Origin of the sequence: Microbacterium sp. NPDC088619 (genome assembly GCF_044752825.1) — a bacterium.
GTDB lineage: Bacteria > Actinomycetota > Actinomycetes > Actinomycetales > Microbacteriaceae > Microbacterium.
Genome location: NZ_JBIVLZ010000001.1, coordinates 490,688 through 504,224 on the forward strand (window position 1 = coordinate 490,688; position 13,537 = coordinate 504,224).

The following is a 13,537-nucleotide window of genomic DNA, read 5'->3' on the forward strand; positions in this document are numbered from 1 at the left end:
ATCTGAGGACGGTACTGGTGTATTTTCAGCCTCCCTACGGCGCTTCCGGCGCTTACCCCCCGAAGCAGGGCATGTACAACCCGGCGTTCGAGAAGGACGCCTGCGGCCTCGCCATGGTCGCTACCCTGCGTGGCGAAGCGGGCCACGACATCATCGCGCTGGCGCTCGAAGCGCTGCGCAACCTCGAGCACCGCGGTGCGATCGGCTCGGATGCCGGCACCGGAGACGGTGCGGGCATCCTGACGCAGATGCCCGATGCGTTCCTGCGAGCGGTCACCGATTTCGAACTGCCCCCGGTCGGCGAGTACGCCGCGGGTCTGGCGTTCCTCCCGCGTGATTCCAGCGAGCGTCGTCAGCAGAAGGCCGGCATCGAGAAGATCGCCCGCTCCGAGGGCCTGCGCGTCCTCGGCTGGCGCGAGGTCCCCACGGTCAACGACAACCTCGGCAAGCTCGCCGACGAGGCCCGTCCCGCGTTCGAGCAGCTCTTCGTGAGCGCCGGGGGAGCGACCCACTCCGATGCCCCGCTCACGGGCATCGCCCTCGATCGCGTCGCGTACCGTCTGCGCAAGCGCGCGGGTCACGAGCTGGGCGCCTACTTCGTCTCCCTCTCGGCTCGCACGCTCGGCTACAAGGGCATGGTCACCACCCTGCAGCTCGAGCCGTTCTACCCGGATCTGCAGGACGAGCGCTTCATGTCCGAGCTCGCGGTCGTGCACTCCCGCTACTCCACGAACACTTTCCCGTCGTGGCCGCTCGCTCAGCCGCTGCGCATGCTCGCGCACAACGGCGAGATCAACACCGTGGGCGGCAACCGCAACTGGATGCGGGCGCGTCAGTCGCAGCTCGAATCCGAGCTCCTCGGCGATGTCGCACCGCTGCTTCCGATCTGCACCGACGGCGCCAGTGACTCGGCATCGTTCGACGAGGTGCTCGAGCTGTTGACCCTCACCGGCCGCAGCCTGCCCCACGCCATCATGATGATGGTGCCCGAGGCCTACGAGAAGCAGTCCGACATCTCGCCCGAGCTGCGCTCGTTCTACGAGTACCACTCGAACCAGATGGAGCCGTGGGACGGCCCGGCCGCCCTCATCTTCACCGACGGCACCGTGGTCGGCGCGACTCTCGACCGCAACGGGCTGCGCCCCGGTCGCTGGACCGAGACGACCGACGGTCTGATCGTCATCGGCTCGGAGACCGGCGTGCTCACCTTCGAGCCCGAGCGCATCAAGCGCCGCGGGCGCCTGCAGCCGGGCAAGATGTTCCTCGTCGACACCTCGCAGCAGCGCATCATCGAGGACGAGGAGATCAAGCACGACCTCGCGACGATGCACCCCTGGCAGGAGTGGCTGGATGCCGGTTCCGTCCGTCTCGCCGACCTGCCCGAGCGCGAGCACATCGTGCACCCGCCGGCGTCGATCACCCGCCGCCAGCGCACGTTCGGCTACACCGAGGAGGAAGTGCGCCTCCTCCTGACGCCGATGGGCCAGACCGGTGTCGAGCCGCTCGGCGCCATGGGATCGGATACGCCGATCGCCGTGCTGAGCAAGCGTCCTCGCCTGCTCTTCGACTACTTCACGCAGCAGTTCGCGCAGGTCACGAACCCGCCGCTGGACTCGATCCGCGAAGAGGTCGTCACGAGCCTGAAGCTGGGTCTCGGCCCGGAGAGCAACCTGCTCACCTGGGGCCCTGACCACACGCGCACCGTGTCGCTGGACTTCCCGGTCATCGACAACGACGAGCTCGCGAAGATCCGCCACATCGACAAGGCGATGCCCGACCGCTCGAGCGTCACGATCCGCGGGCTCTATCACTTCGACGCCGGTTCGAACACGCTCGAGAAGCGTCTCACCGAGATGTGCGACGAGGTCGACGCGGCCATCGAGAGCGGCGCCGAGTTCATCATCCTGTCGGACCGCGACTCGAACAAGGATCTGACCCCGATCCCCTCGCTGCTCATGGTGTCGGCGGTGCACCACCACCTGATCCGTCGCGAGAACCGCATGAAGGTCGGTCTGATCGTCGAGGCGGGCGATGTGCGCGAGGTGCACCACGTCGCGACGCTGATCGGCTACGGCGCCTCGGCGGTCAACCCTTACCTCGCGATGGAGACGGTCGAGCACCTGGTGCGCACCGGCTACATCACGGGCATCAGCCCCGAGAAGGCCGTCCGCAACCTGATCTATGCGCTCGGCAAGGGCGTCCTGAAGATCATGTCGAAGATGGGCATCTCCACGGTGTCCTCGTACGCCGGCGCTCAGGTGTTCGAGGCCGTCGGTCTGAGCGAGGAGTTCATCGACCGCTACTTCACCCGCACCGAGTCGAAGCTCGGCGGCATCGGCATCCAAGAGATCTTCATCGAGAACCAGGCGCGTCACGACTACGCCTATCCCGAGGATGAGGCCGCTCGTGCGCACGAGCGACTGTGGACCGGTGGCGAGTACCAGTGGCGTCGCGACGGCTCACCGCACCTCTTCAACCCGGAGACGGTGTTCAAGCTGCAGCACGCGACACGCGAACGCCGCTACGACATCTTCCGTGAGTACACGAAGATGGTCGACGATCAGGCGGCGGAGCTCAAGACCCTCCGCGGCATGTTCACATTGCGCACAGGCACGCGCAAGCCGGTGCCGCTCGACGAGGTCGAACCGGTCTCGGCGATCGTGAAGCGCTTCTCGACCGGCGCCATGAGCTACGGCTCGATCTCCAAAGAGGCTCACGAGACGCTGGCGATCGCCATGAACCGGCTCGGCGGCAAGTCGAACACCGGTGAAGGCGGCGAGGACACCGACCGTCTGCTCGACCCCGAGCGTCGCAGCGCGATCAAGCAGGTCGCCTCCGGACGCTTCGGTGTCACGAGCCTGTACCTCACCGAAGCCGACGACATCCAGATCAAGCTCGCCCAGGGCGCCAAGCCCGGCGAGGGCGGCCAGCTGCCTCCGCAGAAGGTCTACCCCTGGGTCGCCCGCACGCGCGGCGGAACGCCCGGCGTCGGCCTCATCTCGCCGCCGCCGCATCACGACATCTACTCGATCGAAGACCTGAAGCAGCTCATCTTCGATCTGAAGCGGGCGAACCCCGAGGCGCGGATCCACACCAAGCTGGTCAGCCAGTCGGGTATCGGCGCGGTGTCCGCGGGCGTCGCGAAGGCGCTCAGCGACGTCATCCTGGTATCGGGCCACGACGGCGGCACGGGCGCGAGCCCGATGAACTCGCTCAAGCACGCGGGCACCCCCTGGGAGCTCGGTCTCGCCGAGACGCAGCAGACGCTGATGCTGAACGGCATGCGCGACCGCGTCGTGGTGCAGGTCGACGGCCAGCTGAAGACCGGGCGCGATGTGATCATCGGCGCTCTCCTCGGCGCCGAGGAGTTCGGTTTCGCCACTGCGCCGCTGGTCGTCAGCGGGTGCATCATGATGCGGGTCTGCCACCTCGATACCTGCCCTGTCGGCGTCGCGACGCAGAACCCCGTGCTGCGCGAGCGGTTCACCGGCAAGCCGGAGTTCGTCGTGAACTTCATGGAGTTCATCGCCGAAGAGGTGCGCGAGATCCTGGCGGAGCTCGGCTTCCGCTCGATCGACGAGATCGTCGGACGCGCCGAGCTCATCGAGGCGAACGCGGCATTGCAGCACTGGAAGGCAGAGGGTCTCGACCTGAGCCCCGTGCTCGAGGGCCCGGCGTTCCCCGCGAGCGAGCCGCGTCGCAGCCGTCGCACCCAGGATCACGAGCTCGAGAAGCACTTCGATGTGCAGCTCATCGACATCGCGAAGCCCGCTCTCCTCAACGGAGAGCCGGTCGTGGTCGAACTGCCCATCGCGAACACCGAGCGCGCCGTCGGCACCATGCTGGGCCACCAGGTCACCTCGCGCCACGGCGCGGCGGGGCTTCCCAGTGGCACCATCGACGTCACACTGCATGGCACGGCCGGTCAGTCACTGGGAGCGTTCCTTCCCTCGGGCATCGTGCTGCGCCTCGAAGGCGACGCGAACGACTATGTGGGCAAGGGGCTCTCGGGTGGCGACATCTCGATCCGTCCGGCTCGAGGCTCTGCCATCGCGCCGCACGAGAACGTGATCGCCGGCAACGTCATCGGATACGGCGCGACGTCGGGAACCATGTTCCTCTCCGGCGTCGTCGGCGAGCGATTCCTCGTCCGCAACTCCGGTGCCACCGCTGTCGTCGAGGGCGTCGGAGACCACGCGCTCGAGTACATGACCGGGGGAGTCGCGGTGATCCTCGGCTCGACGGGTCGCAACCTCGGCGCCGGCATGTCCGGGGGAGTGGCGTACATCCACTCGCTCGACAGCGGCAAGATCAACGCCCAGTCGCTCGGCAGCGGAGAGCTCAGGCTCGAACCGCTCGACCGTGCCGACCTCGAAGTGCTGCGCAGCCTGATCGTCGCACACGTGGAGCGCACGGCTTCGCCGCTCGGCTCCGACATCCTGGCGCGGTTCGATGAGACCGCCGGCCAGTTCACGAAGGTGCTTCCGCGGGACTACGCCGCCGTGCGCAGCATGCGCGAAGAAGCAGTCGCCGAGGGCATCGACCCCGACGGCGACATCGTCTGGAACCGCATCCTGGAGGTGACCGGTGGCTGATCCCAAAGGTTTTCTGAAGGTCACCGAGCGTGAGCTTCCGAAGCGTCGACCTGTGCCCGTGCGCATCATGGACTGGAAAGAGGTCTATGAGGCCGGCGACCAGGCTGTGCTGAAGCGTCAGGCCGGGCGCTGCATGGACTGCGGCGTTCCGTTCTGTCATCAGGGCTGCCCGCTGGGCAATCTCATCCCCGAGTGGAACGACCTGACCTGGCGCGGAGAAGGGCGTGCGGCGATCGATCGCCTTCATGCGACCAACAACTTCCCTGAGTTCACCGGTCGGCTGTGCCCGGCACCGTGCGAGAGCTCGTGCGTGCTCGGCATCAACCAGCCCGCAGTCACGATCAAGCAGATCGAGGTCTCGATAATCGACGAGGCCTTCGCCAAGGGCTGGGTCGAGCCGCAGCCTCCCGCCCGTCTGACCGGCAAGACTGTCGCCGTCGTCGGCTCCGGTCCCGCGGGGCTCGCAGCCGCGCAGCAGCTCACCCGTGCGGGTCACACCGTCGCAGTGTTCGAGCGGGACGACCGCATCGGCGGTCTGCTGCGGTACGGCATCCCCGACTTCAAGATGGAGAAGGGTCAGCTCGAGTCGCGCCTTCGCCAGATGCAGGAGGAGGGAACGCGGTTCCGCGCCGGAGTGGAGATCGGCAAGGACATCTCGTGGTCCGACCTCCGCGCTCGCTATGACGCCGTCGTGATCGCCACCGGCTCCACGGTTCCCCGCGACCTGTCGATTCCGGGTCGCGATCTCGACGGAGTGCACTTCGCGATGGAGTACCTCGTCGAGTCCAATCATGCGGTCGCCGGAGACAAGGTCCCCGAGCAGATCACCGCTGAGGGCAAGCACGTCATCGTGATCGGTGGAGGTGACACCGGTGCTGACTGCATCGGCACCGCGCATCGCCAGGGCGCGATCAGCGTCACGAATCTCGCCATCGGCAAGCAGCCGAGCACCGAGCGCCCGGAGCACCAGCCCTGGCCGATGATGCCGACGCTGTTCGAGATCGCCTCCGCACATGAAGAAGGCGGTGAGCGAGTCTTCCTCGCCTCGACCGTCGAGTTCCTCTCCAACGATGTCGGAGAGGTGCGCGCGCTGCGCGTCGCAGAGACCGAGTACATCGACGGACGACGCGTGCCCAAGAGCGGCACCGAGCGCGAGATCCCCGCAGACCTCGTGCTCATCGCGATGGGCTTCACCGGGCCCGAGCAGGAGGGTTACTCGGAGGACACGCTTCCCCAGGTCACCGACCGCGGTGCCTTCCGGCGCGACGACAGCTACGAATCAACCGTTCCCGGTGTCTTCGTCGCCGGTGACGCCGGTCGGGGGCAGTCGCTCATCGTCTGGGCGATCGCCGAGGGCCGTGCGGCAGCGGCGAACGTCGACCGCTTCCTCATGGGCACGACCGTGCTGCCCGAGCCGGTGCGCCCGCATGAAGTCGCTATCGGCCTCCAGCCCGCGTAGGCTGAGCCGCGGCACCGTCGCCTGATTTCCATCCCCCACTACCCTGGAGCAATCTTTGAGACGCGCGAAAATCGTCGCCACCCTGGGCCCCGCCACCTCCACGTATGAAACCGTACGTGCACTCATCGACGCCGGCGTGGACGTCGCCCGTCTGAACCTCAGCCACGGTGACTACTCCGTGCACGAGAACAACTACGCCAACGTCCGCAAGGCAGCCGACGACGCGGGCCGCGCCGTCGCCATCCTCGTCGACCTGCAGGGACCCAAGATCCGTCTCGGCAAGTTCGAGGGCGGCCCCTACGAGCTCGCTGCCGGAGACATCTTCAAGATCACGACCGAAGACATCATCGGCAACAAGGAGATCTCGGGCACGACGTTCAAGGGCCTGCCCAACGACGTCAAGCCGGGGGACTTCCTGCTCATCGATGACGGCAAGGTCCGCGTCGAGGTCGTCGAGACCGACGGCGTCACCGTCACGACCCGCGTCATCGTCGCCGGCGCCGTGTCGAACAACAAGGGCATCAACCTTCCCGGTGTCGCGGTCAACGTCCCCGCTCTGAGCGAGAAGGACGAGGACGACCTCCGCTGGGGCCTTCGCATCGGCGCCGACCTCATCGCCCTGTCGTTCGTCCGCAACGCGGAGGACATCACCCGCGTGCACGAGATCATGGCCGAAGAGGGCGTCAAGGTCCCGGTCATCGCCAAGGTCGAGAAGCCGCAGGCCGTCGATGCGCTCGAGGGGATCGTCGACGCGTTCGACGCGATCATGGTCGCGCGTGGCGACCTCGGTGTCGAGCTGCCGCTCGAGGCCGTGCCGATCGTGCAGAAGCGCGCTGTCGAGCTGGCGCGTCGTATGGCCAAGCCGGTCATCGTGGCGACGCAGATGCTCGAGTCCATGATCAACAGCCCCGTGCCGACCCGCGCCGAGACGTCGGACGTCGCGAACGCGGTGCTCGACGGAGCCGACGCCGTGATGCTCTCGGGAGAGACCAGCGTGGGCGACTACCCGGTCGTCGTCGTCGAGACGATGGCCCGCATCATCGAGTCGACCGAGGAGCACGGTCTGGAGCGCATCGCGCCTCTGACGACCAAGCCCCGCACCCAGGGTGGCGCGATCACCCTGGCCGCTCTCGAGGTCGCCGAGTTCGTCGAGGCGAAGTACCTCTGCGTCTTCACCCAGTCGGGCGATTCGGCGCGTCGTCTGTCGCGTCTGCGCTCGCGCATCCCGATGATCGCGTTCACGCCGGAGCCGAACATCCGTCGCCGCATGGCGCTGACGTGGGGGATCCAGTCGAAGCTCGTCGACATGGTCCAGCACACCGACCTGATGTACCTGCAGGTCGACGACTACCTGCTCTCGAGCGGTCTCGCCGTCGAGGGAGACAAGGTCGTCGTCATCTCCGGTTCCCCTCCCGGAATCGTGGGCTCGACCAACGACATCCGCGTCCACAAGGTCGGAGACGCCGTGAACGGCGCTGCTCCGATCTACAAGGAAGCGACGATCTGATCCAGGTCGAACAGGAGAGGGGCGGAACGATTGTTCCGCCCCTTTCCTCGTCCCTCGGCGAAGCTTCGCCGGACCGTGTCAAGCCGCTGGTGCGAGGTCGCGCACCGAAACTACGCTGATGACATGACCCTTCTCTCTCGGCGCGGTGATCGAGGGGTGGACGCAATCCGCGCGCTGAGACGAGCCGGCTGGTGGATCGCCGACTACACCTACGCCGTGTACTGGCAGCTGCGTGCCGCCTTCGACCGACGGGACGCCGGATCCTTCGCGAGCGGCTCGGAGGCTCCGATCATCATCCTTCCCGGCGTGTACGAGACGTGGCGGTTCATGCAGCCGCTCATCACGGCACTCCACGCCAGAGGCCACCCCGTGCATGTCCTCGACTCGCTCAGGCGCAACCGCCGGCCCGTCGTAGAATCGGCCCAGCTCATGACCGACTTCCTCGAGACGACGCAGCTCACCGATGCGCTCATCGTCGCGCACAGCAAGGGAGGCCTCGCCGGCAAGATGGCGATGGCAGGTCCAGCGGGCTTTCGCGTGCGCGCGATGGTGGCAGTCGCCACGCCTTTCGGCGGCTCCAGCTACGCGCGGATGCTGCCGGTGCGCTCGCTCCGCGCGTTCGCGCCCTCGGACCCTTCCATCGTCCAGCTCGCGCGCCAGCGGGACGTGAACGAACGGATCGTATCCGTCTACGCCGAGTTCGATCCGCACATCCCCGAGGGCAGCGAGCTCGCCGGCGCGATGAAGAACGTGCGTCTCGACTCCGGCGGGCATTTTCGGGTCCTCGCGAATCCCCGAGTCCTCGCCGAGGTCGCCGCGTTGGCGGAGCGATGAGCTGCAGGTCGGCGCTCCGCAGTCGCTACCGCCCGCCTGCGGCCTCGCTGCTTCTCAGCCACAGCCCTGTACTCTGGTGCAGGCGCAGGCCGCCCGCATCTCGGCGGCCCCGCACCCCCAACCATGGATGACCTGACCATCGACCCCGCCGTGGCCGAGCCACCCGAGCGCTCCCGCCCGCTGGTCGGAGCGCCATCCGCACTTCCGTGCCACGGCATCGGCGAGCAATCGGAGTCCGACGACGCGCCGTCGCTCTCCAGGAAACCGGGGAGCATCGGCGTCCGATACCGACTCCGGCGCCGCTTCCGCACCTACGACGCCGTCGCGTGCGTTCCCGCGTACCTCGCGCAGACGCGCTCCGGCGACACCATCCTCGGACCCGACGGACACCGGGTGTACGACGGACAGCTCTACGAACCGGTTCTGGTCGGCGGACTGTACGTCGATGCGACCGACGAGAACCTCGACGCGATCCTGAGGGCCATGGTCCCGGGGGACGTCGTCACCGCCGATCACCCTGCGGCCGCGGAGCGGATGATCCTCGCGGCGATACGCCCCGCCCTCGACCGGTATCTGCTGATCGACGGTCGGGTATGGATCAGCATCTGAACTGATGTGCCGGCGGTGGGACTCGAACCCACACGCCCTTTCGGACAAAGCATTTTGAGTGCTCCGCGTCTGCCATTCCGCCACGCCGGCTCGTGTGTCGCGCCTTCGACTTTAGCGCAGGCGATCCGCCTTCACCTTCACCCGCCGCGCCATCGGGGGACCTCGGAGGCGGTCTCCACTAGGATGGGTCTGTGACCGAGCAAGAACAGGCAGCAGAACAGCCCACGTCATCCGCACCCCGACGCGTCGTCGTCGCCGAGGACGAGTCGCTGATCCGTCTCGACATCGTCGAGATCCTCCGCGACAACGGCTTCGATGTCGTCGGTGAGGCAGGTGACGGTGAGACCGCTGTGGCTCTCGCGACCGAGCTGCGCCCGGATCTCGTCATCATGGATGTCAAGATGCCGCAGCTCGATGGCATCAGCGCAGCCGAGAAGCTGCACAAGGGCAACATCGCCCCCGTGGTCCTCCTCACGGCGTTCAGCCAGAAGGAGCTCGTCGAGCGAGCGAGCGAGGCCGGAGCGCTGGCCTACGTGGTCAAGCCCTTCACCCCGAACGACCTGCTGCCCGCCATCGAGATCGCCCTCGCCCGCCACGAGCAGATCATCACGCTCGAGGCCGAGGTCGCCGACATGGTCGAGCGCTTCGAGACCCGCAAGCTCGTCGACCGGGCCAAGGGGCTGCTGAACGAGAAGATGGGGCTGTCCGAGCCCGAGGCGTTCCGCTGGATCCAGAAGGCATCGATGGACCGCCGCCTCACGATGCAGGATGTCGCCAAGGCGATCATCGAGCAGCTCGCACCGAAGAAGTAGTCTGTGGAGCCGCTCGACGCGGACCATGTGCTTCGTCCGGTGCGGATCGGCGACGGTGCCGCGCTCGCACGAGCGTATTCAGCGAATCGCGAGCATCTCGCACCGTGGGAGCCGCTGAGGGAGTCGGAGTTCTTCACTCCGGAGTGGCAGGAGTTCCACGCGGAGCAGTGCGTCATCGAAGCCTCCGCCGGTCGGAACATCCGCTTCGTGATCCAGTCGTCCGACGGTGAGATCCGCGGACGGATCAACCTGAACAACATCGTCCGCGGTGCGTTCTGGAACGCGGACCTGGGCTACTGGGTCGACAAGACTCGGCTCCGTCGTGGTCTCGCCTCCCGCGGGGTTAGCCGCGTCGCCGCATATGCACGGGACGAGGTACGACTGCACCGCCTTCAGGCGGCGACATTGCTGCACAACTCCGGTTCACAGCTGGTGCTCGCGGACAACGGCTTCGAGCGCATCGGCATCGCGCCTCAGTATCTGCGCATCGCGGGGGAGTGGCAGGACCACCTGCTGTTCCAGCTGCTGCTGGACGAGCCGCTCAGCGCGCTTCGGGAACGTCCTTGATCATGTTCGTGATCCGGATCGTCGAGCACCTGCGACCCTGATCGTCCGAGACGACGATCTCGTGGACCGTGATGCTGCGGCCGAGGTGGACCGGCGTGCACACGCCGGTCACCACGCCGGAAGTCGCCGATCGCGTGTGGGTCGCATTGATGTCGACCCCCACGGCAAGTCGCCCCGGACCCGCGTGCAGGTTCGCGGCCATGGATCCCAGCGACTCGCCGAGCACGACATACGCGCCGCCGTGCATCAGACCGACGGGCTGAGTGTTGCCCTCGACGGGCAGCGTGGCGACGCAGCGCTCGGTGGTGAACTCGAGGAACTCCATGCCCATCTTCTGAGCGAGCGCGCCCATGCCGCGGGCTGTCGCCCAGTCGAGTCCTGCACTGGTCGCGGTGTCGCTCATGGTTCCTCCTCAGCGGGTGTCTGTCGTCCTCGTTAGGCTGACAGGGTGACGGACTCCGCAAAGCCTACCCTCATGGTCGTCGACGGCCATTCGCTCGCCTATCGTGCCTTCTTCGCCCTCCCGGTCGAGAATTTCACGACCAAAGACAATCAGCACACGAACGCCATCTACGGCTTCCTGTCGATGCTGGTCAACCTCATCAAGGCCGAGCAGCCGACGCACATGGCGATCGCGTTCGACACGTCTCGCCATTCGTTCCGCACGGATGTCTATCCCGAATACAAGGCGACCCGGTCGGAGTCGCCCCAGGAGTTCCGTGGGCAGATCCCGCTGCTGCAGGACTGCCTCGCAGCGATGTCGATCCCGGTGCTCACGAAAGAGGGCGTGGAGGCCGACGACATCCTCGCCACGCTTGCGGCGCAGGGTGCGGAGCAGGGCTACGACGTCCTCGTGGTCTCTGGCGACCGTGACACCATCCAGCTGGTCACCGACGACGTGACGCTGCTGTACCCATCGGTGCAGGGCGTCTCGCAGCTCAAGCGGTACGACCCGGTGACGGTGCAGGAGCGCTATGGAGTCAGGCCAGAGCAGTACCCCGACATCGCCGCCCTCGTAGGCGAGACGAGTGACAACCTTCCCGGTGTGCCGAAGGTGGGCGAGAAGACCGCCGTCAAGTGGCTGACCCAGTTCGGCTCGCTCGACGATCTGCTCGAGCGCTCAGGCGAGATCAAAGGCGTCGTGGGCGGCAATCTGCGCGACCACATCGAAGACGTTCGCCGCAACCGGCGACTCAACCGACTGCTGCGTGACGTCGAACTTCCCGTCGCACCGGACGATCTCGCCGTCACGCCGATCGATGCCCAGGCCGTGCGCGACATCTTCGCCCGTCTCGAGTTCCGCACTCTGCTGCCTCGCGTGTTCGAGGCGGTCGGTGCGGGCGAGGTGGCCGATGACCCGGCGACGTCTGTGGTGCTGCCGGAGCCGACCCAGGTCACCGCGGCGGATTTCATCAGCTGGGCCGAGGCCCAGACGGACGACGTCGCGCTGCGGATCCTGGTGCAGAACGGCGCGCCCACCCGTGTGGGGGCCGCGACGGAGAAGGAGCTCCGTGAACTCGACTGGAACGATGAGGCAGCCGGCGTGCTTCGCCCATGGCTCGAGTCCGCGAGTCCCAAGGTGCTGCACGACGCCAAGCCACAGGTGAAGGCGCTGCTGCGCCTCGGCATCCGCCTCCAGGGACTCGCGTACGACACGAGCCTCGCCGGGTGGCTGCTGCGTCCGAGCTTCCCCGACAAGACCCTCTCCGACCTGGTCGAGCGCTATCTCGGTGAGAAGCTCCCCGAGGCAGACCCATCGCAGCTCGTTCCCGAGACCGAAGGCGCCACGCCCTCGCAGGAGGCATGGTTCGCGCTTCGCGTCGCCACCGCACTGCGCGAGGACATCCCCGAGTCGGTCGCGACCGTGCTGACCGACATCGAACTTCCGACGCTGCTCACGCTGGCCGACATGGAGGTCGCCGGAGTCGCCGTCTCGCACGACGTGCTCTCGACGTTCTCCGGAGAGCTGGCGACCCGCGCCGAGGGCCTCGCACAGGAGGCGTTCGGCATCGTCGGGCGCGAGTTCAATCTCGGATCTCCGAAGCAGCTGCAGGAGGTGCTGTTCGACGACCTGCAGCTCCCCAAGACCCGCAAGACCAAGACCGGCTACTCCACGGATGCCGCGGTGCTCGCTGACCTGCAGGAGTCCCACCCGCACCCGTTCCTCGGTCTGCTGCTGCAGCACCGCGAGGCGACGAAGCTGCGCCAGATCATCGAGTCCCTCGACACCGCCATCCAGGCCGATCAGCGCGTGCACACGACGTACGTGCAGACCGGCAGCCAGACCGGACGTCTGTCGAGCACCGACCCGAACCTCCAGAACATCCCGGTGCGCACCGAGGAATCCCGTCGCATCCGCAGCGCCTTCCAGGTGGGAGAGGGCTTCGAGTCGCTGCTCACCGCCGACTACTCCCAGATCGAGATGCGGATCATGGCCCACCTCTCGGGCGACGAAGGTCTCATCGAAGCGTTCAACAGCGGTGAGGATCTGCACCGGTTCGTCGGCGCGCGCGTCTTCGGAGTCGAGCCGAGCGATGTGACCTCTGCGATGCGCACCAAGGTGAAGGCGATGTCGTACGGGCTCGTCTACGGTCTCTCGGCCTTCGGGCTCTCGAAGCAGCTCCGCATCGAGCAGTCGGAGGCGAAGCAGCTGATGATCGAGTACTTCGCGCGGTTCGGGGCGGTGCGCGATTACCTCAGGGCATCCGTCATGAAGGCCAAGGAGGTCGGGTATACAGAGACGATCTTCGGACGGCGCCGACCGTTCCCCGATCTTTCGAGCCCGAACCGTGTGCTGCGCGAGAACGCGGAGCGCGCGGCGCTCAACGCGCCCATCCAAGGAAGCGCGGCCGACATCATGAAGATCGCGCTCCTGCACATCCACGAGGATCTGAGGTCAGAGGGCCTCGCCTCGCGCGCACTGCTGCAGATCCATGACGAGCTCGTCGTCGAAGTGGCTCCGGGGGAGTGGGACGCGGCCGAGCGGATCGTTCGAGCGCGGATGGGCGACGCAGCGGATCTCACCGTGCCGCTCGACGTCCAGGTCGGGCGCGGACAGGACTGGAACGAAGCAGCTCACTGAGCGCCACCGCGCAAGGGTGGGCGCGACGGCAGGGGCAGGGCCTGGAGCCCTGTGACGGGCATGCCGATATCT

The 13,537-nt window shown here is 66.9% G+C and carries 9 protein-coding genes and 1 tRNA gene; 8 read left to right on the forward strand and 2 right to left on the reverse strand.

Features of this window, described 5'->3' with window-relative positions:
- Positions 1 to 71 precede the first annotated feature (71 nt).
- The 5 genes from gltB (at position 72) to ACIP5T_RS02535 (ending at position 9,004) form a co-directional block, all read left to right on the forward strand.
- Positions 72 to 4,595, forward strand: a complete 4,524-nt coding sequence (gene gltB / locus ACIP5T_RS02515; RefSeq protein WP_400864568.1) for a glutamate synthase large subunit — start codon at positions 72 to 74, stop codon at positions 4,593 to 4,595.
- Positions 4,588 to 6,054, forward strand: a complete 1,467-nt coding sequence (locus ACIP5T_RS02520; RefSeq protein WP_400860327.1) for a glutamate synthase subunit beta — start codon at positions 4,588 to 4,590, stop codon at positions 6,052 to 6,054. The genes gltB and ACIP5T_RS02520 overlap by 8 nt, the downstream gene beginning before the upstream one ends.
- Before the next feature lie 55 nt (positions 6,055 to 6,109).
- Positions 6,110 to 7,561 (forward strand): pyruvate kinase, encoded by a 1,452-nt coding sequence (gene pyk, locus ACIP5T_RS02525; protein ID WP_400860329.1) that lies wholly within the window; start codon positions 6,110 to 6,112, stop codon positions 7,559 to 7,561.
- A 123-nt stretch (positions 7,562 to 7,684) separates the two neighbouring features.
- Positions 7,685 to 8,395, forward strand: a complete 711-nt coding sequence (locus tag ACIP5T_RS02530) for an esterase/lipase family protein (protein WP_400860330.1) — start codon at positions 7,685 to 7,687, stop codon at positions 8,393 to 8,395.
- 123 nt (positions 8,396 to 8,518) lie between these two features.
- The gene (locus tag ACIP5T_RS02535) at positions 8,519 to 9,004 is read left to right on the forward strand and encodes a hypothetical protein (RefSeq protein WP_400860332.1); all 486 of its coding nucleotides are present in this window, start codon (positions 8,519 to 8,521) and stop codon (positions 9,002 to 9,004) included.
- 7 nt (positions 9,005 to 9,011) lie between these two features.
- Here the strand turns inward: ACIP5T_RS02535 and ACIP5T_RS02540 are convergent.
- Positions 9,012 to 9,094: transfer RNA gene (locus ACIP5T_RS02540), tRNA-Leu, on the reverse strand.
- A 101-nt stretch (positions 9,095 to 9,195) separates the two neighbouring features.
- On the opposite strand from ACIP5T_RS02540, the gene ACIP5T_RS02545 reads away from it, so the two are divergent.
- A complete protein-coding gene (locus ACIP5T_RS02545; RefSeq protein WP_042536652.1) occupies positions 9,196 to 9,816 on the forward strand; it encodes an ANTAR domain-containing response regulator in 621 nt (206 codons plus the stop codon).
- Between the two features lie 3 nt (positions 9,817 to 9,819).
- Positions 9,820 to 10,383, forward strand: a complete 564-nt coding sequence (locus ACIP5T_RS02550; protein ID WP_400860334.1) for a GNAT family N-acetyltransferase — start codon at positions 9,820 to 9,822, stop codon at positions 10,381 to 10,383.
- On the opposite strand, the gene ACIP5T_RS02555 is transcribed toward ACIP5T_RS02550, so the two are convergent.
- Entirely contained in the window at positions 10,358 to 10,786 is a 429-nt protein-coding gene (locus ACIP5T_RS02555; RefSeq protein ID WP_056376870.1) for a hotdog fold thioesterase, read from the reverse strand. The genes ACIP5T_RS02550 and ACIP5T_RS02555 overlap by 26 nt on opposite strands.
- A gap of 45 nt (positions 10,787 to 10,831) precedes the next feature.
- Between ACIP5T_RS02555 and polA the strand changes: the two genes are divergently transcribed.
- Entirely contained in the window at positions 10,832 to 13,465 is a 2,634-nt protein-coding gene (gene polA / locus ACIP5T_RS02560; protein ID WP_400860337.1) for a DNA polymerase I, read from the forward strand.
- Positions 13,466 to 13,537 lie beyond the last annotated feature (72 nt).